Annotated in this window: 21 protein-coding genes; 10 read left to right on the top strand and 11 right to left on the bottom strand. The window is 72.1% G+C overall.

The window, feature by feature from the left end; all coding sequences use genetic code 11:
• Window positions 1-67 precede the first annotated feature (67 nt).
• Together K8638_RS38590 and K8638_RS38585 are read left to right on the top strand one after the other, a co-directional pair.
• Entirely contained in the window at window positions 68-2,818 is a 2,751-nt protein-coding gene (locus K8638_RS38590; RefSeq protein ID WP_223759744.1) for a TonB-dependent receptor domain-containing protein, read from the top strand.
• Window position 2,819: 1 nt separating this feature from the next.
• Complete coding sequence (locus tag K8638_RS38585) at window positions 2,820-4,121, top strand: hypothetical protein (protein ID WP_223759743.1); 1,302 nt, start codon at window positions 2,820-2,822, stop codon at window positions 4,119-4,121.
• 6 nt (window positions 4,122-4,127) lie between these two features.
• Here K8638_RS38585 and K8638_RS38580 read toward each other — a convergent pair whose 3' ends face one another.
• Window positions 4,128-4,799 carry an abortive infection system antitoxin AbiGi family protein gene (locus K8638_RS38580; RefSeq protein WP_223759742.1) on the bottom strand — a complete coding sequence of 224 codons (672 nt, stop codon included), beginning with the start codon at window positions 4,797-4,799 and terminating at the stop codon, window positions 4,128-4,130.
• Window positions 4,800-4,999: 200 nt separating this feature from the next.
• The gene (locus K8638_RS38575) at window positions 5,000-6,382 is read right to left on the bottom strand and encodes a cytochrome P450 (protein ID WP_223759741.1); all 1,383 of its coding nucleotides are present in this window, start codon (window positions 6,380-6,382) and stop codon (window positions 5,000-5,002) included.
• A gap of 109 nt (window positions 6,383-6,491) precedes the next feature.
• Between K8638_RS38575 and K8638_RS38570 the strand changes: the two genes are divergently transcribed.
• The 4 genes from K8638_RS38570 (at window position 6,492) to K8638_RS38555 (ending at window position 10,367) form a co-directional block, all read left to right on the top strand.
• Window positions 6,492-6,869 (top strand): TonB family protein, encoded by a 378-nt coding sequence (locus K8638_RS38570; RefSeq protein WP_223759740.1) that lies wholly within the window; start codon window positions 6,492-6,494, stop codon window positions 6,867-6,869.
• 15 nt (window positions 6,870-6,884) lie between these two features.
• Window positions 6,885-7,619 (top strand): purine-nucleoside phosphorylase, encoded by a 735-nt coding sequence (gene deoD / locus K8638_RS38565; RefSeq protein ID WP_223759739.1) that lies wholly within the window; start codon window positions 6,885-6,887, stop codon window positions 7,617-7,619.
• 254 nt (window positions 7,620-7,873) lie between these two features.
• Window positions 7,874-9,346: a penicillin-insensitive murein endopeptidase gene (locus K8638_RS38560; RefSeq protein ID WP_223759738.1), complete on the top strand. Its 1,473-nt coding sequence runs from the start codon at window positions 7,874-7,876 to the stop codon at window positions 9,344-9,346.
• A 142-nt stretch (window positions 9,347-9,488) separates the two neighbouring features.
• Entirely contained in the window at window positions 9,489-10,367 is an 879-nt protein-coding gene (locus tag K8638_RS38555; RefSeq protein WP_223759737.1) for an alpha-ketoglutarate-dependent dioxygenase AlkB, read from the top strand.
• Between the two features lie 33 nt (window positions 10,368-10,400).
• On the opposite strand, the gene K8638_RS38550 is transcribed toward K8638_RS38555, so the two are convergent.
• The 6 genes from K8638_RS38550 to K8638_RS38525 are packed head-to-tail and all read right to left on the bottom strand — an operon-like array spanning window position 10,401 to window position 16,420.
• Window positions 10,401-11,657 (bottom strand): DEAD/DEAH box helicase, encoded by a 1,257-nt coding sequence (locus K8638_RS38550; RefSeq protein ID WP_223759736.1) that lies wholly within the window; start codon window positions 11,655-11,657, stop codon window positions 10,401-10,403.
• 57 nt (window positions 11,658-11,714) lie between these two features.
• Window positions 11,715-12,620: a VWA domain-containing protein gene (locus tag K8638_RS38545; RefSeq protein ID WP_223759735.1), complete on the bottom strand. Its 906-nt coding sequence runs from the start codon at window positions 12,618-12,620 to the stop codon at window positions 11,715-11,717.
• 34 nt (window positions 12,621-12,654) lie between these two features.
• Window positions 12,655-14,058, bottom strand: a complete 1,404-nt coding sequence (locus K8638_RS38540; RefSeq protein WP_223759734.1) for an adenylosuccinate synthetase — start codon at window positions 14,056-14,058, stop codon at window positions 12,655-12,657.
• Entirely contained in the window at window positions 14,055-14,408 is a 354-nt protein-coding gene (locus K8638_RS38535; RefSeq protein ID WP_223759733.1) for a hypothetical protein, read from the bottom strand. The genes K8638_RS38540 and K8638_RS38535 overlap by 4 nt, the downstream gene beginning before the upstream one ends.
• Window positions 14,409-14,420: 12 nt before the next feature.
• Window positions 14,421-15,398: a VWA domain-containing protein gene (locus K8638_RS38530; RefSeq protein ID WP_223759732.1), complete on the bottom strand. Its 978-nt coding sequence runs from the start codon at window positions 15,396-15,398 to the stop codon at window positions 14,421-14,423.
• A complete protein-coding gene (locus K8638_RS38525) occupies window positions 15,398-16,420 on the bottom strand; it encodes a hypothetical protein (protein WP_223759731.1) in 1,023 nt (340 codons plus the stop codon). The genes K8638_RS38530 and K8638_RS38525 overlap by 1 nt, the downstream gene beginning before the upstream one ends.
• A 38-nt stretch (window positions 16,421-16,458) precedes the next feature.
• On the opposite strand from K8638_RS38525, the gene K8638_RS38520 reads away from it, so the two are divergent.
• On the top strand, window positions 16,459-16,971 hold the full coding sequence (locus tag K8638_RS38520) for a putative toxin-antitoxin system toxin component, PIN family (protein WP_223759730.1): 513 nt from the start codon (window positions 16,459-16,461) through the stop codon (window positions 16,969-16,971).
• Between the two features lie 11 nt (window positions 16,972-16,982).
• Window positions 16,983-17,996 (top strand): NAD(P)-dependent alcohol dehydrogenase, encoded by a 1,014-nt coding sequence (locus K8638_RS38515; RefSeq protein ID WP_223759729.1) that lies wholly within the window; start codon window positions 16,983-16,985, stop codon window positions 17,994-17,996.
• Between the two features lie 41 nt (window positions 17,997-18,037).
• Here the strand turns inward: K8638_RS38515 and K8638_RS38510 are convergent, their stop codons facing one another.
• Window positions 18,038-20,002, bottom strand: coding sequence for an RIO1 family regulatory kinase/ATPase (locus K8638_RS38510; protein ID WP_223759728.1), 1,965 nt, complete (start codon window positions 20,000-20,002; stop codon window positions 18,038-18,040).
• A 273-nt stretch (window positions 20,003-20,275) separates the two neighbouring features.
• Window positions 20,276-20,845: a DUF4833 domain-containing protein gene (locus K8638_RS38505; RefSeq protein ID WP_223759727.1), complete on the bottom strand. Its 570-nt coding sequence runs from the start codon at window positions 20,843-20,845 to the stop codon at window positions 20,276-20,278.
• A gap of 328 nt (window positions 20,846-21,173) precedes the next feature.
• Between K8638_RS38505 and K8638_RS38500 the strand changes: the two genes are divergently transcribed.
• Window positions 21,174-21,914 carry an EF-hand domain-containing protein gene (locus tag K8638_RS38500; RefSeq protein ID WP_223759726.1) on the top strand — a complete coding sequence of 247 codons (741 nt, stop codon included), beginning with the start codon at window positions 21,174-21,176 and terminating at the stop codon, window positions 21,912-21,914.
• On the opposite strand, the gene K8638_RS38495 is transcribed toward K8638_RS38500, so the two are convergent.
• Window positions 21,911-23,089: a hypothetical protein gene (locus tag K8638_RS38495; RefSeq protein ID WP_223759725.1), complete on the bottom strand. Its 1,179-nt coding sequence runs from the start codon at window positions 23,087-23,089 to the stop codon at window positions 21,911-21,913. The genes K8638_RS38500 and K8638_RS38495 overlap by 4 nt on opposite strands.
• A gap of 248 nt (window positions 23,090-23,337) precedes the next feature.
• Between K8638_RS38495 and K8638_RS38490 the strand changes: the two genes are divergently transcribed.
• A complete protein-coding gene (locus K8638_RS38490; RefSeq protein ID WP_223759724.1) occupies window positions 23,338-26,124 on the top strand; it encodes a response regulator in 2,787 nt (928 codons plus the stop codon).
• Window positions 26,125-26,218: the final 94 nt, after the last annotated feature.

Genomic DNA, 26,218 nt, shown 5'->3' with positions numbered 1-26,218 from the left:
TGCAGGTCCGGGGCTCTCGGCGCCCGTTCGAGCCAGTGGGCACACTCCACTGCGTATCCGGACTGGTATGGCCTCTCTTCTCCGAATCGCCCTGTTCGCCGTCGCGCTGTGCACCCCGCCGGGCGTCGCGGGAGCCCAGGCCCCGCCCACCGCCACCAGCGAGCCCCGCGAGGTGGAGGTGGACGTCCTGGCCACCGATGCCGGAACCGCCGTCTCCGAGGACGATGCCTCGCGCCTGGGGCTGGACGCGGATGGCGGCGCGGCGTGGCTGCAACCTCCCAGGCGGGTCGCCGACTCGCCCGCCGCGTGGCCCGAGGGGCTCTGGGGCGCCGCGTCCGAGGTGAAGCTGGTGTTGCTCGTGGATGAGCAGGGGGCCGTCACCGAGGTGAAGGTGGTGGAGCCCTCCGAATACGAGCCCCTCAACGAGGCCGCGCTCAAGGCCGCCCCGGGGCTGCGCTTCACCCCCGCGACCCTCTCCGGCAGGCCGGTGGCGGTGCGTATCGAGTTCGTCTACCGCTTCGAGCCGCCCGCCGAGCAGTACACCCTCCCGGGCCGGATTCGCGGCGAGGTGCGCGCCCGGGGGACGCGCCGCCCCCTGAAGGACGCCGCCCTCTTCGTCGACGGGAGCGAGGGGCCGTCCTCCCTGGTGGACGAGCAGGGCCGCTTCGACCTGGAGGTGCCCGCCGGCGCCCACCGCATCACGGTGCGTGCGCCGGGCCACCAGCCCTTCACCTTCGAGGAGACGGTGATGGGCGGCCAGTCCCTCGAGGTGGTCTACCGGCTCCAGCCCGGCCAGGTGAATCCGTACGAGACGGTGGTGCGCGACGACCGTCCCCGCACCGAGGTGACGCGCATCACCCTGCGCGAGCAGGAGCTTCGAGAGGTGCCCGGCACGCAGGGGGACCCGTTCCGCGTGGTGATGCTGATGCCCGGCGTGGCCAGCGTGGCCTCCGGCCTGGGCTATCCGGTGGTGCGTGGCGGCCAGCCCGCCGCCACCGGCTACTTCCTGGACGGCGTGCGCGTCCCCATGCTGTACCACCTGCTGCTCGGGCCGGCGGTGGTGCACCCGGACTTCATCGACACCATCGACTTCTACCCGGGCTCGCCGCCGGTGCAGTACGGGCGCGTGCTGGGCGGCGCGGTGGAGGGGCGGCTGTCCCGGCCCCGTGAGGACCGGCTGCACGCCACCGTCTATGCGGACCTCATCAACGCCGGGGGCTTCATCGAGTACCCCTTCGAGAAGACGGGCACCTCCGTCACCGTGGCCGGCCGCTACAGCTACACCGGGCTGCTCATCCCCCTGGCGTACGCCATCTTCAACGACGAGGAGGACCATCCCCTCCACGCCGGCTTCTGGGACTACCAGCTCCGCGTGGAGCAGAAACTGGGCGAAGGCCGGCTGCGCCTGTTCGCGCTGGGCAGCTCGGATGACGCCGGCGAGTCCTCCGGCGACTACGAGGGCGGCATGGGCGGCTCCATCGTCTCCCGCTTCCACCGCGTGGACCTGCGCGGCACGCACCCGCTGGCGGGAGGCGAGGGCGAGCTGGGCCTCACCGTGGGCCTGGACGAGGTGGGGCTGGAGGGGATTCGGACGCTGGAGCAGCCGGACGGGAAGCTGCTGCCGATGAAGGTGGGGGTGTATGGCCTGGACCAGCTCACCTTCTCGGCCCGCGCGGGCTGGAAGCGGCGCCTGTCGGACGCGCTGGAGGTCCACGCCGGAGGAGACGTGGAGCACCGGCGCGTGGCCACCACCACCACCGGCACCGCGCGGCCTCCCGGCTGGCGGCCCTCGGATGAGGCGCATCCGCTGAAGCAGCCTTCCTCGCTGGGCACCTTCTCCGGCGCGTTCGCGGCGGTGACGTGGCGTCCCTCGGAGCGGTGGATGGTGCTGCCCGGCGCGCGCGTGGATGCGTACCACCTGGTGCCCGGCATCACCCACGTCGCCGTGGAGCCGCGCCTCAGCGTGCGCCACGCCCTCACGGAGACGCTCACCCTCAAGGGGGGCGCGGGCCTCTTCCACCAGCCGCCCACCGTCCTGCTGCACCTGCCCGCCATGGACGTCTCCGGCCTGCGCTACGGCCTGCAGGAGGGCGCCCAGTTCGACGTGGGCGCCGAGTGGAAGGCCGCCGAGGGCCTGGAGCTGACGGCGGACGCCTTCTACAACCCGCTGTCGCGCACGGTGGAGTTCGACGTGAAGCAGGTGCTGGAGAACCGGCAGCGCCGGGGCCTGCTGCGCGGGGACCCGGTCGCGAGCGGCTACGCGTACGGACTCGACCTGATGGCGCGCCACCCGCTGGGCGGCAACTGGTTCGGCTGGGTCACCTACAGCTTCCTCCAGAGCAAGCGGCACAAGCAGTTCCCCCGGTACAACGACGACACCACCGTCCGGGAGACGGCCGAGGCGGACCTGCCCTTCGCCTTCGAGCAGGCGCACGTCTTCAACGCCGCCCTCAGCTACAAGCTCCGCAACAACTGGACGCTGGGCACGGTGCTGCACTTCAACACCGGCCGCCCCGAGTCCGGAGAAATCTCCTCGGTGACGCAGCGGGGGACGCAGATTGGCAACCAGCGCACGTGGGTGCGGGAGGATGCGGACCAGGTGAGCCGGCTGAGGCCCTTCTTCCGTGTGGACTTCCGCGCCGCGAAGTCCTGGGCCATGGACGACTTCAACCTCGAGGCCTCCCTGGACGTCCTCAACCTGTCCCTCCAGCAGGAGGTGTTCGCCTACGAGTACACGCGGCGCAACGGCAAGCTGCAGCGGAAGCCCCTGGGCGTGCCCGTCGTCGTTCCGCTGCTCGGCCTGAAGGGGAGCTACTGAGATGCGTCATCCATTCCAGACACTGGCGATGCTCGCCGTTCTTTCCAGCGGGTGCGACCGCCTGCAGGACGACCCCATCTTCGCCTACGGCCGCGCCGAGTTCTCCGATGGCTCGCCAATGGTGGGCGTGACGCTGTCCCATGACCGCGCGAAGGTGGTGGAGCCCGGGAGCAACGGGGGCCCGGCCATTCCCTGGCAGCCGCCGGTCTTCACGCCGTACGGGACGGCCACCACCGAGGACTCCGGGGACTACTTCCTGGAGATGCGCTACGGCGACGTACAGGCGGTGGACCCCAACTCGCCGCTGCCCAACGCGACGCAGCCCTACCGCTTCCGCGTGTCGCGGCTGGAGGAGGACGGCTCGGGCACCTTCGTGTCCTTCCTCTTCCGCGACGACGTGGAGCTGCCGGCCCTGCGCCACTGGGACTCGCGGCTGCGAGTGGACCCGGGCTCCGGAGGGCCTGTCGTGTCCTTCGCGCCCGCGCCGCCCACGCCCCAGGTCCCCGTCACCGGTGAGGAGGTGCACACCACCAACGAGGCGGGCGAGGAGGTGCCCGTTTCTCCCACGGAGCCCGAGGTGGTCCTGCAGGTCCTCAGCGGTGGACAGACGGTGTTCCGCTGGTGGGGCGCCACGTCGCCGTGGACCGCGAGCCCCTATGTGCTGGAGGACTTCGCCAGCCCCGAGGTGAAGCTGCGCGCGATGTCGCTGGGCGTCTGGCTCTTCTACCCGCTGGGGGCCCTGCACTCGGAGCTCGACTTCCGCGTGGAGTGGCGCACGCCATCGCTGCCCCTGCCGGCCGGCAACCTCCGGCCCGTCAGCCGGGGCGTGTCGTGCACGCCCTCGCCCGCGGGCGCCTGCCCATGGACGGATGGGCGCCTGGAGCAGGTGCCGCTCTCGACGACCACGAGCGGCGTGCCGTGGCTCACCCTCACGCTGTCCGAGCCCCGGGTGCTCCGGCACGCCGTGGTCCGCGGCATGGGTGGCGTCGAGGGTGGGGCCTTCCGTCTCGAGGGGAGCCTGGATGGCGAGCAGTGGGCGCTGATGGCCGTCTCTCCCCTGCTGCTGTCCGACTCCAATCTCGACCATGTCGGCCTCATTCCCCGCTTCGAGGAGGCGACCCAGTGGGACAGCCCCTTCGACGGGCCGCTGCGCAAGAAGGACGGGTCCCACTTCGGCGAGGCGGCCCTGGCGGAGGTCGGGCCGGTCCGTTACGTGCGGCTCACCGGAACGAGCTTCGCCAACGGGAACAACGGGGTGGAGCGGTTCATCTCCCGGCTGGCCGAGGTGTCGCTGTTCGAGTAGGGCGGCCTACGCCGTCTTGAGGCGCGCCGAGCCCTCGGCGTGCTTCGCCAGCGCGGCGGCAATCTGGTCCGCCTTCCACAGCGGGTCCAGGCAGGGGCAGAAGTAGCCGGGGCCGGCCTTCTCCTTCACGGCCCACTCGAAGAAGCCGCGGGCGGTGGGGTGCAGTTCCTCGGGGAGGAAGAGGGCGGCGACGTCGTACTCGGTGAAGCGCAGGAGCCCCGGCACGCGCCACTCGCGCTCCCAGTCGAAGCGGTAGCTGTAGGGCGCGTTGTGGGTGTCGCCCTGGATGTCCACGAAGGGCGTCATGGACCAGATGGGCTCGCGCTGCGGCTCCTTCGCCGCGAGCGCCTGCCGCACCTGGTGCTTCAGCGCGAGGTGCGCGGGCGAGCCGTACTGGACGTACCAGACGGGCCCGCCGCCCTGGGAGAGGATGTAGCTCTTGCGGAAGGCGATGCCGTACAGGCTGCGGCGCTGGACGAGCCGCCCGAGCTGGTCCAGCGGAATCTCGCTGAAGCACACCGAGCGGTGGCGCTCCGCGACGGCCGGCTCCCCGCGGGTGATGCCGAAGCCCTCCGCGCCGGGGATGAGCGTCCGCGAGCCGAGGATGCTCATCATGTTCTGGTAGGAGTCATGGTAGGGCGGTCCCGGCTTCGTGAAGTGCACCACGAAGTCGGACATGTCTCGCCACTGTGGATTCGCCTGGTAGCCGAGCATCATCCCTACCCCTTCGGTAATGTCCCGGAGGTGCGGGAGGGATGCAACCCGAGGCGCCGGTGGTGCCCGGTGCCTGCCCGGTGTGCATCCGGACGGGCAGGCACCCGCCGCCTCGCGGCAGGGCGGGAGATGCGGGGCCCCTGCGCGTACTCAGGGGCCGTGCCTCAAGGCCGTGTGGCCGTCACCCAGACGCCGGGCCGCGGGCGCAGGGTGATGGCGGGCGCCGGGGCGAAGTCGTGGCCCGGCGCCAGGTCCAGCCGCACGCGCTGGAGCAACGTGGCCAGCACCAGCACCAGCTCCATCAGCGCGAACTGGTTGCCGATGCACTGGCGCGGCCCTCCGCCGAAGGGGAACCAGGCGAAGCGCGGCCGCTCGCGCTCGCGCTCCGGGAGGAAGCGGTCGGGGTCGAACGTGTTGGGGTTGTCCCAGAGCTTCGGGTGGCGGTGCGTCACCCATGGCAGCAGCAGCACGAAGGTGCCCCTGGGGATGCGGAAGCCTCCCACGACGTCGTCCTGGATGGGCGCGCGGGAGAAAATCCAGGCGGGCGGGTAGAGGCGCAGCGACTCGTCCACCACGCGGCGGGTGTACGCGAGCCTGGGAATGTCCTCCACCGTGGGGGCCCGGCCCGCCAGCTCCCGCGCCAGCTCCGCTTCCAGGCTCCGCCGCGCCTCGGGGTTGCGCGACAGCAGCACCACCGTCCAGGCCAGCGCGCTGGCCGTCGTCTCGTGGCCGGCGAGCAGCAGCGTCAGCACCTCGTCCCGGAGCTGGGTGTCGCTCATCCGCTCGCCGGTGTCCTCGTCGCGCGCCTCCATCAGCATCTGCAGGAGGTCGTGATGCTCTCCACCCTCGCGGCGCCGGCGGTCGATGATGGTGCGCACCACGCGGTCCAGCGTGGCCACGTCCTTCTTGAAGCGGAGGTGCGAGGGCAGGGGCAGGGCGCGGGGCAGCGGGATGAGCCGCGTGAGGCGCTGGTTGGCGAACGTCTGCGCCCGGCCGAGCGCCTCGCCGATGGCGTGCGACTCGTCGCCCACGTCGGTGCCGAAGAGGGTGAGGCCGGCGATGCGCAGCGTCAGGTGGGTGAAGTCCTCGGCCACGTCGAAGGGCTGGCCACTGGCGATGCGGGACTCGAGCGTGTTGGCGAGGTCCACCGACGCGTCCACCATGGTGCGCGCGAAGCCGGCCAGCCGCTGGCGGTGGAAGGCGGGCTGGGCCAGCCGGCGCTGGCGCAACCAGAAGTCGCCCTCGCTGGTGAGCAGCCCCTGCCCGAGCAGCTCGCGCACGACCGCGAAGCCGCGCGTCTGCTTGTTGTAGTTGCGCGCGTTGTCCTGGAGCACGTGCCGCACGTGGTCCGGGTGGGCCAGCATCGTCACGAACACCGGGCCCACGCGGATGCGCACCACGTCGCCGTATTCGCGCAGTTGCTTGGAGAAGAAGGCGAGCGGATCCTTGCGCAGCTCGCGCACGCAGCCCAGCAGCGGCTCGCCGCGAGGTCCGGGCGGAAGCGGGGCGTCGGCGGGACTGGACGCGGGGGCGGAGGCGGTGGACATGGCGGTGCGCTCCCTGGGGGCTGGAGGCCCCATGTTACCCTCGCGCCACTTCTCCTGATGGAGGGAGCACCCCCTGGATTCCCTGTTCCGCATCCGCCGTCTGAGCCTCGTGGCCCTGCTCGCGCTGGCCGTGGCTCCCGCCGCGCTCGCCGCTTCCGGCAGCCCCCGGCTCGAGGCCTTCTTCCAGTCCGAGCTCAAGAGCGCTGACTACCAGCAGAAGGTCTACTCCCGCGTCGCCGGCAAGTGGCGTCAGCCCGGGCCCAAGGGCTCTCCGGCCCTGGGCAGGAAGACCGTGGTCCAGGCGGTGATTGGCCGGGACGGGAAGCTCGTGTCCGCCACCGTGTCCGCGGAGTCGGGCTCCAAGACGTGGGACGCCGCCGCGCTCGCGGCCGTGAAGAAGGCCGCGCCTTTTCCCCCGCTTCCGGAGAGCTACACGCTTTCCACGCTGGATGCCCACTTCCACGTGTCCTGGGTGGCCGGCCCGTAGGTATGGTGCGCGTCCATGGCCACTCCTCATATCTCAGCCGCACCGGGCGACTTCGCCGACGTGGTGCTGATGCCCGGTGACCCCCTCCGGGCCCGTCACATCTCCGAGCGCTTCCTGGAGGACGCCCGTGGCGTCACCTCCGTGCGCAACATGTATGGCTTCACCGGCACGTACCGGGGCCGCAGGGTGTCGGTGATGGGGCATGGCATGGGCATCCCCTCGCTCTCCATCTATGCCACCGAGCTCATCCGGACCTACGACGCGCGCGTCCTCATCCGCGTGGGGAGCTGCGGGGCCCTGCGCCAGGACGTGAAGCTCCGGGACGTCATCGTGGCCACGGGCGCCGGCACCGACTCCAGGGTGAACCGGATGCGGCTGATGGACCATGACTTCCCGGCGGTGCCGGACTTCACCCTCGCGCGGCGCGCGATGGAGGCGGCCGAGCGGCGTGGGCGGGCGGTGCGCGCCGGCTCTGTCTTCTCCTCCGACCTCTTCTACCACCCGCAGGCGGCGCTCAACGACACGTTGGCGCGCATGGGCATGCTCGCCGTGGAGATGGAGGTCGCCGGGCTCTATGGCATCGCCGCGGAGCTGGGCGCCCGCGCGCTGGGCCTGCTCACGGTGTCCGACCACATCCTGACGGGGGAGAAGCTCTCCCCCCATGAGCGCCAGACGTCCTTCGACGAGATGATCGAGCTGGCGCTGGACGTCGCCATCGCGGAGCCGGTTCCCGCTCCGGCGGCGGGCTGAGCGTTCCGGCGGGGCGGGGGCGGGCGTCAACCGGCCCCGTCACGCCTCGCCGGAGAGCAGCCGGCAGGGCGGTGACGCGGCGGGGTCCACTCTGGAAGTGTGAGGTGGGCCGTCCCGGAGCGCCCTCCGGGGTAGGGGGGGCGTCCAGAATCTGGTGACGGGTACTTGGAGGTCGGACGGTTTCCGGGTCATCCTTCGCCCCGGTGCGTTACCCAATCTGGTTCCTGCTCGTTTGCGCCGGCTGTGCCGCGCGCGTGGCCCCCACTGCTGGCAATGCGCCGGCCCTCGCCGCCGTGCGTCCCGAGGTCTCCGACGCGGCTCGCGCCGAGGCGCCCCCGGCGGCTTCGGCCCCGGCTTCGGCTCCCGCCGCGGAGAGTGCCGCTCCGGTGGCGGCTCCCACCGCGGACGCGGTGGCAGAGGCTCCCGCTTCCAGTGAGGGCTGCGCGCTCTCCGCCGAGGACCTGGAGGGCGAGGATGACGAGTCGGCGGAGGCCGCCGGCGACGTTGGGGAGGGTGAGTCGACGGAGGCCGTGGCCTCGGGCGACGTGCCGACGGGGCCGCTGTACACGGCCGAGCTCTCCGACGAGGAGCTGACCCGGCGGTGGAAGGAGGAGATTGCCTCGCTCGGGTCCATGGCGGTGGGCTTCGTGCACAGCGGCCGGCTGGTGAACGCGAAGCGGTTCCCGGAAGGCCCCGAGTGGATTGTCGTCTCCCCCGAGGTGGCCTGGGCCACCGAGGAGACGGTGAACTACCTGGCCGAGGCCATCCGCGAGGTGCGCGCGAAGTTCCCCAACGCCCCGCCGCTCCGGGTCAATGGCATCAGCAACAAGGAGGGCGGCTACCTGCGCCCCCACAAGAGCCACCAGAACGGCCGGGACGTGGACGTCGGCTTCTACTACCCGACGGTGGACCCCATCCGTGAGCGCGAGCGCGAGAGGTACATCAACGTGCCGCTCAACTGGGCGTTCATCCGCGCGCTGGTGACGAAGACGGACGTGCAGATGGTGCTCGTGGACCGCCGCGTGCGGAAGGTCATCTACGACTACGCCGTGCAGTCCGGTGAGGACAAGGCGTGGCTGGACTCGATTTTCAATGACGGCCCCACGGGCATCGTCCGGCACGCGCGCCGGCACCGGGACCACTTCCACATCCGCTTCCACAACCCGCGCGCCCAGGAGCTGGGCCGCCGGGTGCAGCCGCTGCTCGCGCTCCAGCCCGAGCACAACGTCGTCACCCACCGCATCCGCAACGGCGACACGCTCGGCGGCATCGCCCTGCGCTACGGGTCGACGGTGTCGATGATCAAGAAGGCCAACCGGATGCGCAGCAACTTCCTGCGCGCCGGGCAGCGGCTGGCCGTGCCGCTGCGCGGGCCGTGCACGCACTGCCCCGTGCCGCCGCCCTTCGTGCTGCCCCCGCGCCGGCTCCCGCCCGAAGCGGCCCCCGCGCTGGTCGCCGCCCGCTCCGAGGCCCCGGCTCCGGCGGCCTCCGATTGCGTGAAGCCCGCGCCGGCTCCGGCCGCCGCTCCCGCCGAGCAGGTCGCGGCGAAGGCGCCGGCTCCCGCTCCCGTCGCCGAGCAGGTCGCGGCGAAGGAGTCGGCTCCCGCTCCTGTCGCCGAGCAGGTCGCGGCGAAGGAGACGGCTCCGGCCGCCTCTCCCGCCGAGCCGGTCGTGGCGAAGGAGCCCATGGGTGGCGGCTCCTCCGTCGGCATCTCGCACGCGCGCTGAGGCGCACGGGCCGCCTTGCATCCGTCAGGGTGCAAGGCAGGGCGGGGGATAGGACCCCGCCTCCCTCCACTCCAGGCGTCCGGGTGGCGCCGATGCCGCTCGGAGGTCGAGGCGCCGGAGCCGGTGTGGTAGCACGGCGCCCATGGCCTTCCCCCCCCACCGGGGCCGCCCGCCGACCCACAAGGTCCGCCAGCGCACCCCGGGCCACCACTACAACGCGAGCTTCCTGTCCGCCGTGGACCGGGCGGAAATCGTGGCATGGCTCGGCACGCTCCACCCGCTGTGGGAGGAGCGCTACTCGAAGCACTTCCCGCCTCCACCGGGGCAGTCTCAGCGGCGGCTGCTGCGGCCGGTGTACTGGCTGGGAAACTGGCAGTTCGCGTGCCTGGACTACTACCGCCCGCCGAAGGGCGTGCTGAACCGGTGCGTGAAGGCCGAGCCCTTCCCCGCGGTGCTCCAGCGGCAGGTGACGAAGATTGAGGAGCTGGCGCGGCGGATGTTCCGCGGGCCGGACATGCCGAAGGGCTGGCACCTCAACACCTGCCTGGTGAACTTCTACGGCAGCCGCCTGGAGGACGGGCGCTGGGTGGACACCGCGCGGGTGGGCGAGCACAAGGACTTCGAGCCGGGGCCGGTGGCGTCGCTGTCCTTCGGCGAGCGCGCGCTCATCCAGTTCGTCACCTCCTCGCGCCCGGGCGAGCGGGACGAGGTGGTGCTGGAGCAGTGGCTGGACGACGGCGCGCTCCAGCTCTTCGGCGGCGCGCGGTGGAAGGACGAGACGTTCCACCGCGTGCAGCGGGTGGACACTCGCGCGGGGCACGTCATGCCGCCGGAGCTGCCGGACTTCCGCACCCGCCGCATCAACCTCACGTTCCGCTACGTGCCCGACGAGCACGTGATTCCGTTCGCGAAGCTGTCGCCGGAGGCCCGCGAGGACGTGCGGCCCTACATGGAGCAGCTCGCGAAGGGCAGCGCGTTCTTCCGGGCGGAGCTGGAGAAGGAGCGGCAGGCGGCGCCCTGACGCGAGGCCGCCGCGTGCGGATGCCGGACGCGCCTACGGGCCACGCTTCTTGTGCGTCCGCGCGTGGCGCCCGGGAGCGTGGTCCGGTGCGCGCTTCGGCTGGCCGTGGTCCTGCTGCGGCGGGCCGGGGTGCTTCTGCGCCTCGAGGAAGCGCTCCCAGTGCTCCTTGAAGACGGGGTCCTCGCGGGGCACCGGGACGCGGGGAATCTCCGCGCGCATGATGCTCTCGATACGGGTGATGACCTGCCCCTCGCGCGTCAGGGCGAAGGTGGAGGCCACCCCGCTGGCCGAGGCACGGGCGGTGCGGCCGATGCGGTGCACGTAGTCCTCCGGCGCGTGCGGCAGGTCGTAGTTGATGACGTGCCCCACGTCCTCCACGTCCAGCCCGCGAGCGGCGATGTCCGTGGCCACGAGGCAGCGGTACGTGCCGTCGCGGAAGCCCTCCATCGCCTGCCGCCGCTGGTTCTGCGTGCGGTCCGCGTGCAGCACCGCGCACTTGTGGCCCGCCTTCTGGAGTGCCCGGTGCACCTTGTCCGCGCGCTCCCGGGCGCGGGTGAAGATGAGCGCCGTCGACGTGTCGCGCTCCATCAGCGTGAGCAACAGCGGAGTCTTCTCCTCCGGCCTGACGAAGTAGAGCCGCTGCTCCGCGCGCTCGGCGGGGGTGCCGCTGCGAGTCACCTCCACGCGCACGGGCTTGTAGAGGCGCTGGCGGGCGAAGCGGCTCACGTCCGGGCCCAGCGTCGCGGAGAACAGGAGCGTCTGCCGGCGGCGGGGAAGCGCGGCGAAGATGCGCTCAAGCTGCGGCAGGAAGCCCATGTCCAGCATCCGGTCCGCCTCGTCCAGGACGAGCGCCTTCAGGTGCGGGAAGGCGGCGACCCCGCTGTCCAGCAGGTCCACCAGCCGTCCCGGTGTGGCGAGCACGAAGGTGGGGCGCTCCTTCAGCGCCGTCACCTGCGTCCCCATGTCCTCGCCGCCGATGACGACCGTGTGCGTGAGGCCTCGCGGTTCCGAGAAGAAGCGCACCGGCTCGGCAATCTGCTGCACCAGCTCCCGGGTGGGGGCGAGCACCAGCCCGAGCGTGCCCTTCTGCCCCGCGAAGCGCTCCACCAGGGGCAGCACGTAAGCGGCCGTCTTGCCGGTGCCGGTGGCGGCGCAGCCGATGACGTCCTTCCCGGCGAGGGCCGGGGGAATGGCCTGCTCCTGGATGGGGGTAGGGCGGGTGAATCGCGCCCGGCGCAGGGCACCGAGAGTGTCCCGCGAGAGGCCGAGCTGGTCGAAGGCGTCGCTCACGCCCCCGGACTACCACGGCGCGAGGCCCCGTGGGGGAGGGCCTCGCGGGCATCTGTTCTACGCCGCGCGCCGCAGGGCCTTGGCCCAGGGCTCGATGGCCCGGACGATGCCCTTCACCCGGTCCTTCGGCGTACCGCTGGCGAGCAGGCGCTCGGCCACTGCGTCGACGCTCGGGACGGCGCCCTCGGTGAGGGCCACCAGCGCCGCGGCCACGTCACAGGTGTCCTCCGGGGCGTCCATGCAGATGACCCGGTCGCCCAGGTAGCCGCGCCAGAAGTCCTCGCAGCGGCCCCGGCGGCGCTGGTCGGGGATGAGGAAGAACGGGTGGAAGGTCCGGTCCAGCCGGCGGACGACCTCCTCCATGGGCACATCGCCTCGGGTCCTGTCGCCGATGAGGTTCTCGATGTGGTCCTTGGCGACGTAGTGGAAGGCGGGCTCGTCACCCGTCATGAAGAAGTAGCCCTTCTTGCCGCGCTTCTCGAAGCAGTCCATCGCGGTGTGCTCGGCGGCGAAGTACATGCCCAGTTCGTAGGTCTCCGCCGGGTTCGCGCCGCCGCCGCGCTCCAGGAACATCCAGGTGAGCCACTGGTCGAGCTGCTGCTCGGAGGACTCGAACTGGCCCACCTGGAGGGGCGCGCTGTCCATGTACGCGTCGCCCACCGCCATGAAGAGCACCTGCGGGTCGGGGATGCCTGCCTCCATCAGGTCCTTCATGAAGGTGGGGAAGGTCTTCCGCGCGAGCGTCTCGGGGATGTCGCCCATGGAGCCCGTCACGTCGAGCGCCATGACGACGGACAGGGAGTTGGGGTGGGTTTCGCTGTCACGGCTCTCGCGGAACTTCACGCCCCGAGGGTCCATCTTCGGATGACAGGACCGCTGCCGGAAGACCTCCTGCTGTGGGACGTCCCTGCGGGCCTTCGTGAGCGCCTCGTGCGCTTCGTAGCTGTAGCTGCCGTACCCCATGTCGCGAAACCCCCTCGTGTGTTGGGCGGGGAGGCTAGCGCGTAGCCGTCGGCGGCGTCAGCCCCCGCTCCCGCTTGTCCCGCGCCGCCGGGCCGTGGGACGTCACCGCCACCCGGACGCACAGGGTGGACTCCACCCAGGAGATGAAGCGCTCTGGCCGCCCGGCCGGCTGCTCTCCCAGGTCCAGTTCCTCGCGGACCGGCTGGCACGTGGCCAGCGCATGGGTGAGGCGCTCCTGGTACGCGAGGTCTCGGTGGGGGCCCAGGCGCAGCGCCGTCACCCGCGAGGTGTCCGCCGCGTCCCGGACGAGTGTGCCTCCGTCGTTCCCTGGTGGCGCACGGTAGGAGGTGCACACGGGCCAGCGCGCGGCGAGCCGGTCCAGGTGGGTGAGCGCCAGGGCGTCCACGCCCCCGCAGGCGGCCAGGGCGTAGCGGGCGAGCACCGCGTCGAAGCCGCCCACACGGAAGTCGCCCTGCCAGCCCGCGGCGTCGTTGTGGGGCTCGGGCACGGCCGGGGCGAGCGCGGGCTCCTCGGTGGGGAAGGGGCCCTCGCCGTGGCGCGTGGCGTACGCGCGCACAACGCCGAGCCGGTGGACGGCGCCGTCGAAGGCCGCATCGCGCAGCAACTCCAGGGCGAGGTCGAACGTGCACGTGCTCCAGGTGGTGTGCGGGTGGAAGCCGCGCCACTCGTCCAGCAGTACGCCCTGCGCGCCTTCGAAGACGGTGGTGCCCTCGCTGAGGCGCGGGGCCAGCCAGTCGTCGCCCACGATTCGCTCGCGCGGGCGGAGGGCTTGCACCGCGTCTGCCCAACGTGAGGGGACGTCCGGGTCCTCCAGCATCGCCAGCTCGGGGGCGGCTTGGGGATGCGGGCGCGCGGCGCGGAGCTCCTCCGAGAGCTCCGAGCGCAGCCGCTCCTGGGCGGCGGCGGCCTTGCGCACGAGCACCGCGGGCCGGGCGAGGTCTCCGGCGTGCACCGCGTCGTCCGGGTGCGCGAGGGCGTCCCGCACCGTCTCGCCCACGCCGACGCCGCAGGTGCCGTGGCGCCCTGAGCCTCGGGCCAGCTCCCGCAGCCTGCCGGAGGCCTGGTGGAAGGGGGTGATGATTCGCGCGCCCTCGCTCACCGTGGTCCGTGCCAGCGCGTCCGGTGCGCCGCGCTCGGCGAGGTAGCGGGCCTCCACCAGCATGGCCAGCGGGTGGAGGATGGTGGGGCGCGCCAGGTGCGTGCGCACGCCCGGGACGAAGGTGCCGGCGCCGAACTGCGAGAAGGTGTGGTGCCGCCCGTCATCGGTGACGACGTTGTGGCCGGCCTGGGCCCCACCGTTGAAGCGCACCACGAGCCCCGCGCCGTGGCGGCGCACCAGCCAGTCCGTCATCGTGCCCTTGCCGGCGTCACCGAAGCCGAGGTCGACGACGATGTGGACCGTGCGGGAGGGGCTCATCTGTCCTTGCCACGAATGAAGCTCCAAAGCTCTCGGAGGAACGTGCCGAAGTCGACTTCGCGGCTGTCGTCGGGCGGGATGGCTCCTGTTGCCAGTACGGCGATGTGCTGGCGGACCTGCTCGAACTGCCCTTCCCGGTCCTCTGGCGACCTGGCGCGGACATCCGCGTCCGAGAAGAAGTGCCACAGGGAATGCGGGATGGTGTGTAGCTCCTCCGACGCGAGGATTCGCTCCTGAACCTCCCTGGCCTCCGCGTACCAGGCCTTCAGCTCGGCCTTCGTTCGCGCCGGGAGGTCCACGAGCCGTTGAAGGTCCCGGGCGAGCTCCTGAGGTCCGTAGGCCGTGCTCACACGTGCTCCGAGTCAGCCCATGCGCCGGTGGCCGGAGTTGGCGTCGTTGGTGGGTAGGTGCTCGTCTTCCAGGTGGGGATGGGGCACTCCGTCCCGTCCCAGTGTCGCGGCGAAGGGCGTCAGCGCGCGGATGACCCGGCCCCGGCCCTGCCTGTCCACGCCCTGCCGCTCCAGGTGCCGGGCGAGCGCGTCCAGGTCGGAGATGGCGCCCTCGCACAGCCCCACCAGCCCCGCCGCCACGTCCACCGTGTCGGTGGGTTCCTCCATGCAGATGACGCGGTCGCCGAGCAGCTCCCGCCAGTCGCGCTCGCAGCCGCGCCGCCGCGCGAGGTCGGGGATGAGGAAGAACGGCTCGTAGGTGCGCTGCAGCTCGTCCACCACCTGCTTCACGGGCAGGTCCTGCTCCAGCGTGTCTCCGATGAGCAGCGATGCCTGCGCACGGGACACGTAGCTGTAGGGCCGCTCGTCTCCCGTCATGAAGAAGTAGCCGCGCTGCTTGCGCTTGCGCCAGCAGTCCAGGTCCGTGTGGCGCGCGGCGAAGTACATGGCCAGCTCGTAGGACTCCGTGCCGGGCGTGCCGCCGCCGCCTTCCAGGTAGCTCCACGTCAGCCACTGGTCCATCTGCCGCTCGGAGGACTCGAACTGGCCCACCTGGAGGGGCGCGTGGTCGCTGTCGGCGTCCCCCACGGCCATGAAGAGTACCTGCGGGTCGGTGATGCCCGCGTCCAGCAGGGCCTTCATGAAGGCCGGCAGCCGCTGGCGCGCCAGCAGGTCCGGGATGTGGCCCATGGAGCCGGTGACGTCCAGCGCGAAGATGATGCCCAGGGAGCGGGGATGCGCCTCGCTGTCGCGGCTCTCGCGCCACTTCACCCCGTGGGGCTCCATCAGCGCATGGCAGCGCCGCTGCCGGAAGACCTCCTGGCGCGGCAGCTCCGACCGCGCCCGTGTCATCGACTCGTGGGCCTCGTAGCTGTAGCTCCCGTATCCCATCAGCGCCACCCCGGCATGGTGAAGGGGATGAACTTCGGCGGGCCGAAGGACTCGCGCGCCGCGGCGTCCACGAGCTCCTTGACCCGCCACGCGTCACCGGTGGACTCCCGGTAGGCCGCATCGCAGAAGCGTCGCACCAGGTCCGCCAGCGGCGGAGGCACGCCCGGCGGCGTGGAGCCCGACACGGGGTCCCCTCCCAGCACCCAGGCGATGGTGCGCGCTCCCATCACCAGGTCCGTGGCGGGAGTGGGCGCTTCGCCCGTCCAGACCGCGTCGGGATAGAAGTCCCGGTGCGCCGCGCTGGTGGAGGGCAGTGCCCGGCCCGAGGCGAAGCGCACCGCGTTGCACCAGCCCACCAGCATGACGCCGTGGTCTCTCGGGTGGAGCACCACGTGCGGCGGCAGCACGGCGCCATGGACGTAGCCGCTGCGATGCACGAAGCCGAGCACTTCCAACAGCCGCTTCCACATCCACACCGCCGCGCGCGGGTCCACTCCACCGGAGTAGACCTCCCGCACGTCTGTGAGCGAGTGCTGGAAGCCGCTGTGCCAGCGGTACACCGCCGCCGCGCGCGGGACTCCCTCCGGGTCCTTCACGGCCCCCTGGGCCACCGGCTGGGGCAGGAGCCGCGAGAAGTGCTCGGCGCCCTGTGCGTCGCCGCGGTGCAGCTCCTCGAGAATCTCGTACTCGCGCGCGACGAGGTCCGCGTCCGACAGGGCCCGGACCACCTTGAGCACCACCATCTCGGTGATGCGCGCGTCGCGCCGCGCGAGGAACACGTCACTGCCGTCGCCCCGGCCCAACCGGCCGAGCAGCACGTAGCGCGTGCCCGCCACGGTGACGCGCGGCCGGTCCGGAGCGAAGGGCGGGTCGTCCGCGGGGCGCTCGGGCATGGGCCACACCGCCGCACCCGAGGCGGACACCATGGCGCGGCAGTACTCGCAGACGAGGATGCCGTTGGGCGCGGAAGGGGATGGAAGGTTCGCGCCGCAGCCAGGACACTTCAGGAGCTTCAATTCCATCCCGCCCTCACGTTCTCCCGGGCGAACATAGCCCACCCATGCCCCCTGCCGCCCCAGAGACGCCCTCACTCCCCGTGCCGGTGGTGCTCGACACCAACGTGGTGCTGGACCTGTTCGCGTTCGGCGATCCGCACGCCCGCCCCCTGGCCGAGGCCCTGGATGCGGGGACGCTCGTTGCCTGGGCGGACGCGGACACGCTGGCGGAGCTGGGGTACGTGCTCGCCTCGCGCAACTTCCGGCCAGGGTGGGACGCGGCGGCGCGGCAGGCGGCCCTGGAGCGCTACCGAGCCCGGGTGCGAGTGGTGCCGGAAGGGGAGGGGGCTTCCGCGCCGGAGCTGCCCCGGTGCCGTGACAGGGATGACCAGAAGTTCCTCCTCCTGGCCGCCCGTGCTGGCGCCGCGTGGCTGGTGAGCAAGGACAAGCGGGTGCTGTCCATGGCCGGCCGGAGCGGGATGCCCTTCCTCATCCTCACCGTCCGGCAGGTCGTGGAGCGCCTGTGTGCGGACACCCGGACTCCTGAAGGGCCCCCTCCACCCGGGAGGGCGAGGTAGAACGGGCGGCCATGAAGGCCTACGAGATTCGCGACGGATTCGGGTTGGACAAGCTGGTTTCCAGCGAGCGGCCGGACCCCACGCCCGGCCCCTTCCAGGTGCGGGTGCGGGTGAAGGCCACGAGCCTCAACCAGCGCGACCTGATGATGGTGGAGGGGCGCTACAACCCGCGGCAGAAGCTGCCCCTGATTCCGAACTCGGACGGGGCGGGCGTGGTGGACGCGGTGGGGCCGGGCGTCACCCGCGTGAAGCCGGGCGACCGGGTGATGGGGCTGTTCTCACAGGCGTGGCCCGCCGGGGAGCCGACCCGCGCCGCGCAGGTGAGCACGCTGGGCGGGCCGCTGGACGGGGCGCTCGCGGACACGATGCTGCTCCACGAGGACGGGGTGATTCCCACACCCGCGTACCTGTCCGACGAGGAGGCCGCGACGCTGCCGTGCGCGGCGCTCACGGCGTGGAGCGCGCTCGTCACGTATGGAGGGCTCAAGGCCGGGGACACCGTGCTGGTGCAGGGGACGGGCGGCGTCTCCATCTTCGCCTTGCAGATTGCCCGGATGATGGGGGCGCGCGTCATCCTGACGTCGAGCCGGGATGACAAGCTGGAGAAGGCGCGCGCGCTGGGGGCGCACGAGCTCATCAACTACGCGACGACGGCGGACTGGGACAAGGCGGCGCGCGCGCTGACGGGCGGCGTGGGCGTGGACCACGTGGTGGAGGTGGGCGGAGCCGGGACGTTCGAGAAGTCGCTGCGCGCGGTGCGCATGGGCGGCACGGTGTCCGTCATCGGCGTGCTCAGCGGGGGGGCGGGGACGGTGCCGCTCACGCCCGTGCTGATGCAGAACCTGCGCGTGCAGGGCATCTTCGTGGGCCACCGCCAGGGCTTCGAGGCGCTCAACCGCGCGCTGACGCTGCACGGCGTGCGCCCCGTGGTGGACCGCGTGTTCCCCTTCGCCGAGGCGCGCGCCGCCTTCGAGTATCTCAAGAGCGGGGCGCACTTCGGGAAGGTGGTCATCCGGGTGGAGTGAGAGGGCTCGTGCCCGAGCGGGCTGGCCCTCCGGAAGACGCCTCAGGAGCCCGTCTCGTGCGGGCCCGGGTCGGAGGACGAGGCCGGACGGGCGACGTAGGAGACCTGGGGACCCGCCTGACGCGGGGGCCGGGGACCGCCGCGGTTCGGCCCCTGCCGGGGCTGCCGGTTTCCTGGACCGTTGCCCGGCCCTCCCGGGCGCGGCTCCCGGAGGCTGTTGGGCTCCGGCGGGCCGGACGGCGTACCCGCCGCGGGCCGCATCTCCACCACGGGCTGGGACCTGCCGGGCCCTCCCCGCCGCTCCCCGCGAGGCATGTTCCCGCCACGAGCGTCGGTCCTCGGAGGATGTCCGTTGCCGCGCGGCTCGCCCTGGGGAGGCGCTCCACCGCCATCGCGCGGCTCGCTCCCGGCGGCGAACCCTCCGCCACGCGGCTCACCCCGAGGCGGACGCCCGTTTCCTCCTGACCGTGGCTCACCCCGAGGCGGACGGCCATTGCCACCAGGGCGCTGCTCATTCCACCCGGGACGCGCTCCACCCGCGAGCTGCTCACCCGAGGCCGGAGCCCCGGGGGTTCCACCCCGCTGCCCGTTCGACCCAGGACGCCCACCGCCCGTGCGCTGCCCACCCGAGGCCGGAGCCCCGGGGTTTCCACCCCGCTGCTCGCTCCAGCCAGGGCGCCCGCCGCCCGCGCGCTGCTCACCCGAGGCCGGAGCCCCGGGGTTTCCACCCCGCTGCTCGCTCCAGCCAGGGCGCCCGCCGTTGCCTCCGGCGCGCTGCTCGAAGGGGCGGGCTCCCGGGTTGCCAGGACGCTCGTTGCCACCGCCACGGGGGCCACCATTGCCGGGCCGTGCCCCGGGCTGCTGCCCGTTGGGCGGCGGACGGGCTCCATTCGCACCGCGCTGCTCGCCGCCTGGCGGACGCGGCCCACCCCCCGAGGAGGGCGGGCGGTTGCCACCGGCGCGAGGAGGCGGCCTTCCGCCGAAGGAGCGGTTCCGCCCCCCGCGAGGAGGCGGCGCCGCCGCGGGCTTGCCGCGCTCGCCGCCACCCTGCTTCAGCACCAGGGCCTCCAGCTCCCGCAGCTCGGCCTCGGCGGCCTCCTCGGGCGTCATCGCCACCTGGGGCGCGGGCACCTGCTCCGCCGGCGCCGGCTCCGGGCGGAAGTCACGGCGGCGGTCATCACCCCCACCCCGCTCCGGAGAGAAGCCCCCGCGCGGGCCCTTGAAGCCGCGGCCGGAATTCCCGTTGCGGCGGGGCGCCTCGCGGAAGTTGCCACGGGGCGTGAAGTCCGGGGTCAGCTCCCGGCGCACATAGGCATTCCAGATTTCGCCCGTGTCCCCCGCGGCGTCGTACAGCCGGGGGTCGATGCCCGCGAGGAAGTTGCGGACATTGTCCAGGTCGCGCCGGAAGTAGAACTCCGCACGGTTGTTGCGCGCCGCCGCCACCGTCTGCGGGAAGTCGATGATGGTGGCGCCCTGCCAGCTCATCAGGATGTTGTACGGGGACAGGTCGCCGTGGATGAGGTCGGCGCAGAGCATGTTCACCACCTGGGCCCGCAGGTCCAGGTAGAGCGCGTGTGCGTCATCGGGCGTGGCGGGCGGGGCCTCCACCAGCCGTGGGGCGGGGTGGCCTTCCGGGTCCAGCACCAGCTCCATCAGCAGGATGCCCTCGTAGAACATCACCGGCGTGGGTACGCGCACGCCCTGGGCGTGCAGCTTGTAGAGCGAGTCCGACTCGGCGCTCTTCCACGCGTCCTCGGCGGCGGACTGCCCGAAGCGGCTGCCCTTCTCGATGGCGCGGCGCGTACGGGAGTTGCGCACCTCGCGCCCCTCCCGGTAGCCCGCGTTGTTGCGGAAGTTGCGCTCGTGGCGCTCCTTGTACAGCTTGGCCGCGACCACCTGGCCGGCGTGCTGGACCAGCCACACCTCCGCCTCCTTGCCGGTCTTCAGCTGGCCGATGACGGCCTCGATGATGCCGTCGGCGAGGAGAGTCTCTAGTGAGTCATTCATTCAGACGCGGAAGTCCAGTGGGGTCCGGGCAAGGAGTCTCGGTGAAGCGCGCGGGCGGCCCTGTTCGCCGCGCGTGACGGCATGTGAACATCTCCCGACCCCCTGTTGCTACCGCCATGCCGTGGCAAGCAGCCTGGAAGACCGGCAAGCCGCCTGCTAGCAGTTTGCAAGTCGGGGTTCCAGGGTAGCCAAGGCTTGCCAATAAGGGTGGGTCATGGCTGACCGAGCGAGCAGGCAGGCCACTGCCAGGCCGGCAGCCCCACCGGGCAGCCCTCAGCGGCGGATGACCTCCCGGGCGGACCGGCCATCCGCCCCGGTCCCGCTGAGCAGCACGTAGTCCACCCCCGAGGGCCAGGCCGCCTTCACGAAGATGCGCTCAATCTGCGCGACCTGGCCGTCCATCCGGGTCCATGCCCTGGCGACGCAGCGGCCGTTTTCCCGGAAGACGTCCACGTCAATGGTCCGGTCCGGCCAGGCGCGCAGCCGGACGTGAACCCTCCAGCCGGAGGGAGTGGACTCCACCTGCTGGCCGTCGGCCAGCCCGTATGCGGGGCCTTCACGGCCGAGCAGCGGCTCGACGTGCCTCTCTCCCTTTTCCAGCATCCGCCAGTACGCATGAACCGGCTGTGGGCCTCGGGGCCGGCAACTCTCGTCCACCTGGATGCCGTAATGGACCTGGTTCTTGTTGGTGCTGCGGGTGATGAAGAAGGCCGAGTCCGCGCTCCGGGCCGGCATGGCGCTTCCCGCCGGGGCGGCCTTCACCGCCGTCTCGGCGAGCGCCGGCCCCTGCCCCAGCAGCAGCGCCAGGCCGAGGGTCCACCCATTCCAGTCATTCCGTCCCACGTGTCCTCCCCTCGTTATGTGGCGCGGCGCCGGGCCGGGTGCCAGGGGCGGCGCACGAATTCGCGGCGCAGAGTGCCTGAAACGCGTCAGCTCGCGAGTTCCACTCCTGTCACGGGTGCGCGGATGTCCTCCCGTCCACGGCCACGTGGGCACTCGAACACCGCGGCGCCAGGAGATTGTCACCGGCATGCTCCCGTTGAGCGCGGGTGGCCGTGCCGCGCCATGCCGCGTCCGGTCAGGGGGCTGCTCCGGAGGGGGGCCTGACACAGCGCTGCTGACCCGCACCACGGGAGCGGTACGATGCGTCCTGCCCAGGGAGGGGCTCATCATGGCGACGAAGTCACGCAAGACCAGTGCTGCGAAGAAGTCATCCCGGCGCACCTCCGGCGCGAAGAAGCCCGCGGCGAAGAAGGCCGGTGCCGGCAAGGCCGCCGCGAAGAAGGGTGCCGCGAAGAAGGGTGCCGCGAAGAAGGGTGCCGCGAAGAAGGGTGCCGCGAAGAAGGGTGCCGCGAAGAAGCCCGCGGCGAAGAAGGCGGCCGCGAAGAAGCCCGCGGCGAAGAAGGCCAGTGCCCGGAAGGTCGCGGCGAAGGCGGCCGTGAAGACGCCCGCGGCGAAGAAGGCGGGTGCCCGGAAGGCCGCGGCGAAGAAGACCGTCACGAAGGCGGCCGGCGCCCGGAAGGCGGCCCGGAGGCCCTCCGCCGCGGAGCTGCAGCAGGAGCTGCCCCTGGCTCCGCCCGCGACTCCTCCGGGCGCGGTCGAGCGGCCGGCCACGGGCTCTCCGTTCGTCGAGCAGGTGGAGACCACGTCCGCCGGCATCCAGCCGCTCGCGCCCGAGCACGCGGCGGTGGACGAGCTGACCAGCTCCGGCAACGAGCTGCTCGACATCTTCCAGCGCTATGACCGCAACCGCACCGGCTCCATCGAGCGCGCCGAGTTCGCGCGGCTGCTGGAGGCGCTCGGGCAGAACGTCACCGACGAGGAGCTGGAAATCGCCCTCGATACGGTCGACACGGACCGCACCGGGAAGATTTCCTGGCGTGAGTTCAAGGCGTGGTGGACCAGCCGCTAGAAGCGCATGAAGAGCCCGGGGCCGGCGGCGAGCGCGTCGTTGCCGCGGCCGGCCGGCATCACCACCGGCACGGGCACGGGCTGGAACGCGCTATCCGCCCGTGCGTCGCGCTGCGTGGGCTCGTCGGGCGACAGGGCGGAGAGCAGGACGGTGATGGCGAAGGTGCCGGCCACGGTGCCCAGCACCGTCTTGGCCACGGTGACGTCGCTGACGTCCAGCCGTGAGCCGACGAGCAGCGCCGTCAGGCCCATGCCGACCGGGAACAGGGTGACGTCCCGCACGGAGGAGGGCGGAATCTCCAGGGGAATCGCCAGCAGCCCTCCGATAATCATCCCCGCCGCGGGCGCGATGAGCAGCGGCGTGTAGCGGAAGCTCTCCCCGGACTGGCGCGAGCCGATGTACTCGACGAGCCCGGTGGTGACGAACGCGTAGAAGGCCGTCATGCCCACCAGCCCCGTGTCGCCGGAGCTGACGTCCTCGCCGCCCGCGGTGATGAACAGCACGCTGGCGACGCCGACCTGCGAGGTGGTGAGGGCGAGCAGGGCCCGCCGCCGGCTGTCCAAATCCCACCCGTTGGCGGCGCTCACCCCCGCCATGAAGCCCAGCGTGGAGGCGCTCGCGGCGAGCAGCGACTCGTTGCGCTTCACGGGGACGAAGTACTGGTAGAGGGTGCTCGCCGTGCCGAGCGTGAGCGCTCCCAGCATCGCGCCCGCGTAGGCGTTGTCGCTCCGGCCGTTCTCGTCGTCATAGGTGCTGCCGAGCATGGCCCCCAGCACCATGCCGCCCACCGCCTCGGTGAGGACGAGCGTGGGACCTCCCGAGTCGGCGGAGAGGCGGCTGTAGCGCAGCGGGCGCTTGGGCGCCGGCTCCAGCTTCCGGGGCGCCGGCGTCTGTCGAGGCTCGGGCTCGGAGGGGCGGACCGTGGGCGCCAGGATTTCCCGGGATTCGGGCTCCGTGGGGCGAGCCGTGGGGGGAGGGGCTTCTTGCGGCTCCGGCTCGGACGTGGCGGGGCTGGTGAGGGAGGGCGGCGTGGCCCACTCGGGCTCGTCCGGAGACGAGGGCGAGGACGTGAGGGGCGGCGGCGGGAGCGGGTCCTGCGGAGAGGAGACGGCGACCGGCTGCTGGGCGCTCGCGAGCGTGGCGGCGAGCCCCAGCAGGAGGGCGATGGGACGCATGGGGAAGCTCCTGGACGGCCCCATCTTCCCTGGTCGCGCCTCCCGGGGGAAGCCCGGTGGAGCCGCGGGCCCCACCTTGACGCACGGCGACTTCCACTCCTCGTGGAACGCACCCGGCCCCGGTGCGACACCCGGCGGGTCTCTCCTGAACCCGGCGGGTGTCTGGCATGATGCAGTCACGCTGTCTGCCGCATGCCGCACGAGGTGGTGAGAGGCCGAGCTGACCTACACTGTCTGTAGGGGGAAGGGTGTCCGACCTGGCGTCCAGCGCTCATTCCGTCGTGTTCGAGCATGCGCGTGACGCCGTGCTCGTGCTCGACTCCGCGCAGCGGATTCTGGAGGTCAACCGCGCCGCGGAGCGGTTCTTCGGACCGCGCTCGGAGCTGCTGGGCCACCCGGTGGCGCACGTTCTGCCCGGGTGGCGTCCGCCCGAGCCACGCGCTCCCTCCGACACCCCCCACGAGACGGAGCTGGCCGGGCAGCGGCCGGGAGGCGGCGGGCAGGCGTACTACCTGCGGGTGATGACGGTGGCCCTGCCGGGCGCGGGGGGCGGGGGCTGGGTGCTGCAGCTCCTGGACATGACGGGCTCGCTGGAGGTTGAGGCCTCCATCCGCCAGCAGAAGGAGTTCTTCGAGGCCGTGGTGCGCAACAGCCCCGTGGCCATCGTCACCATCACCCGCCAGTTCCGCGTGCTGTCGTGGAACCCGGAGGCGGAGCGGCTCTTCGGGTACACGCCGCAGGAGGCGCTCGGGCGGCACATCTTCGAGCTGGTGGCCACCGAGCCCACCGTGCTCCCGGAGGCGGAGAAGGCCAGCCGTGAAGTCCTCGCGCGGGGCCGCGTGCATTCCGTCACCCGCCGCGTGCGGAAGAACGGCTCCGTGGTGGATGTGGAGTTGCTGGCGCTGCCGGTGTCCGTGGGCGGGCGGCAGCTCGGCTTCATCGCCATCTACCACGACATCACCGACCTCCAGCGGGCGCGCCAGGCGGCCGAGGCCGCCAACCAGGCCAAGAGCCTCTTCCTGGCCACCATGAGCCACGAAATCCGCACGCCGATGAACGCCATCATCGGCATGACGGGGCTCTTGCTGGACACGGGGCTGACGGAGGAGCAGCGCGACTTCGTCTCCACCATCCGCCAGAGCAGCGAGGCGCTGCTCACCCTGCTCAACGACGTGCTGGACTTCTCCAAGATTGAAGCCGGCCGGTTCGAGACGGAGCTGCACCCCTTCGATTTGCGCCAGTGCGTGGAGTCGGTGCTGGACCTGCTCGCCGTGCGCGCCAGCGAGAAGGGGCTGGACCTGGCGTGTGACATCGCCCCGCACCTTCCGCAGATTCTGGTGGGCGACGCATCGCGCCTGCGCCAGGTGCTGCTCAACCTGGTGGGCAACGCCCTCAAGTTCACCGAGCAGGGCGGCGCCGTGGTGTCGGTGGACGGGAAGCGGAGCAGCGGCGCGGCGGACGCGCCCTGGGAGCTGACGTTCTCCGTGCAGGACACCGGGCCGGGAATCCCGGAGGAGATGCGGGCGGGACTGTTCCAGCCCTTCAACCAGCTCGACGCGTCGGTGTCCCGCCGCTTCGGAGGCACCGGGCTGGGGCTGGCCATCTCCAAGCGGCTGATGGAGGCCATGGGCGGCCGCATCTGGGTGGAGCGCGAGAGCGTGGGCGGCACCGGCACCACCTTCTGCTTCTCGCTCAGCGTGCAGGCCGCGGCGCAGCAGCCCGCCATGAACCTGCTCCCGGAGCAGCCCCTCCTGCAAGGGCGGCGCGTGCTCATCGTGGACGACAACGCCATCAACCGGCGGCTGCTGGGGCGGCAGCTCCAGCAGTGGGGCATCGACTCGGTGGAGACCTCCTCCGGCGCCGAGGCGCTGGCGCGGCTCCAGGCCGGCGCGCGCTTCGACGTGGCCCTCATCGACCACCAGATGCCGGGGCTGGACGGGCCGGCGCTGGCGGTGCGCATCCGCCAGTGGGGCGACATGCGGACGCTGCCGCTGCTGCTGCTCACCTCGCCCGGCCGCCGCGGAATCACGCCCGAGGGCCTGTTCTCCGCGGTGCTGTCCCGCCCGGTGAAGGCCTCGCAGCTCCATGACGCCCTGATGTCGTGCTTCTCGCACGACGTGGCCCGGCAGGCGCATGCCGCGCGGGTGGAGCGCCCGCCGCGCGCGGGGCCGTTTCCGGGGGAGCGGCCCGGAGACCGGCTGCCCCTGGACATCCTGCTCGTGGAGGACAACCCCACGAACCAGAAGCTGGCGCTGCTGGTGCTGGAGCGGCTCGGCTACCGCGCGCAGGTGGCCTTCAACGGGCACGAGGCCCTGCGCCTGGTGTCCCAGCAGCGGTTCGACGTCGTTCTCATGGACCTGCAGATGCCGGAGATGGACGGGCTGGAGGCCACCCGCCGCATCCGCGCGGAGCTGCCGCCCCGGGCGCAGCCCTGGATCATCGCCATGACGGCCAACGCCATGGACTCGGACCGCGAGCAGTGCTTCGCGGTGGGCATGGACGACTTCCTGGGCAAGCCCATCCGCGTGGAGGCGCTGGCCGCCTCGCTGCTGCGCTGCCAGCCCCGACGCTCCGAGGTGGTTCCGGCCGTCCGGAAGGACGTCGCCGCCCCGGTCGCGCCGCCGTCCCCCCTGGACGGGGACGAGCTGCCCGAGGTGGCGCGCATCCCCGGCCTGGAGCCGGCCGCGCTCTCGCGCCTGTGGCGCGAGCTGGGGGCTCAGTCGGGGCAGATTCTGCCGGAGCTCATCGAGACCGCCATGCACAGCATGCCGGCGCTGCTCGACGACGCCTTCTCCGCGCTGGCCCGGGGCCGGGTGGACGACCTGGGCCGGGCCGCCCACACGCTCAAGTCCAACGCGGCGTGGTTCGGCGCCACGTCACTGGAGCTTCAGTGCCGCGACATCGAGCTGCGCGCCGACGCGGGCAACCTGGACGGCATGGCGGAGCGGCTGGAGCGCTGCAAGGCGGAGCTGGACGGGGCGCGGCACCTGCTGGCGCGCCTGCGCGAGAGCATCCTCTCCCTGTCCCGGAGCTGAGCCGGAGTGTCCGCTGGCGCGAATCCAGGCGCCGCGGCTCCACACTTCCGGTACGGTCCGCGCCTCCCCGGGACTATCTCAGGGGAAACGCATG

The sequence above is a fragment of the Myxococcus sp. RHSTA-1-4 genome, from assembly GCF_020037125.1.
Taxonomy (GTDB): domain Bacteria; phylum Myxococcota; class Myxococcia; order Myxococcales; family Myxococcaceae; genus Myxococcus.
The sequence above is the reverse complement of the archived record's forward strand: the minus strand, read 5'-3'. Positions and strand labels throughout refer to the sequence as shown.

Bases quoted from the DNA above. Each gene is read 5' to 3' on its own strand.
- K8638_RS38590 (WP_223759744.1), top strand. From the start codon at position 68: ATGGCCTCTCTTCTCCGAATCGCCCTGTTCGCCGTCGCGCTGTGCACC.
- K8638_RS38585 (WP_223759743.1), top strand. From the start codon at position 2,820: ATGCGTCATCCATTCCAGACACTGGCGATGCTCGCCGTTCTTTCCAGC.
- K8638_RS38580 (WP_223759742.1), bottom strand. From the start codon at position 4,799: ATGTCCGACTTCGTGGTGCACTTCACGAAGCCGGGACCGCCCTACCAT.
- K8638_RS38575 (WP_223759741.1), bottom strand. From the start codon at position 6,382: ATGTCCACCGCCTCCGCCCCCGCGTCCAGTCCCGCCGACGCCCCGCTT.
- deoD (WP_223759739.1), top strand. From the start codon at position 6,885: ATGGCCACTCCTCATATCTCAGCCGCACCGGGCGACTTCGCCGACGTG.
- K8638_RS38555 (WP_223759737.1), top strand. From the start codon at position 9,489: ATGGCCTTCCCCCCCCACCGGGGCCGCCCGCCGACCCACAAGGTCCGC.
- K8638_RS38545 (WP_223759735.1), bottom strand. From the start codon at position 12,620: ATGGGGTACGGCAGCTACAGCTACGAAGCGCACGAGGCGCTCACGAAG.
- K8638_RS38540 (WP_223759734.1), bottom strand. From the start codon at position 14,058: ATGAGCCCCTCCCGCACGGTCCACATCGTCGTCGACCTCGGCTTCGGT.
- K8638_RS38530 (WP_223759732.1), bottom strand. From the start codon at position 15,398: ATGGGATACGGGAGCTACAGCTACGAGGCCCACGAGTCGATGACACGG.
- K8638_RS38525 (WP_223759731.1), bottom strand. From the start codon at position 16,420: ATGGAATTGAAGCTCCTGAAGTGTCCTGGCTGCGGCGCGAACCTTCCA.
- K8638_RS38520 (WP_223759730.1), top strand. From the start codon at position 16,459: ATGCCCCCTGCCGCCCCAGAGACGCCCTCACTCCCCGTGCCGGTGGTG.
- K8638_RS38515 (WP_223759729.1), top strand. From the start codon at position 16,983: ATGAAGGCCTACGAGATTCGCGACGGATTCGGGTTGGACAAGCTGGTT.
- K8638_RS38510 (WP_223759728.1), bottom strand. From the start codon at position 20,002: ATGAATGACTCACTAGAGACTCTCCTCGCCGACGGCATCATCGAGGCC.
- K8638_RS38500 (WP_223759726.1), top strand. From the start codon at position 21,174: ATGGCGACGAAGTCACGCAAGACCAGTGCTGCGAAGAAGTCATCCCGG.
- K8638_RS38495 (WP_223759725.1), bottom strand. From the start codon at position 23,089: ATGCGTCCCATCGCCCTCCTGCTGGGGCTCGCCGCCACGCTCGCGAGC.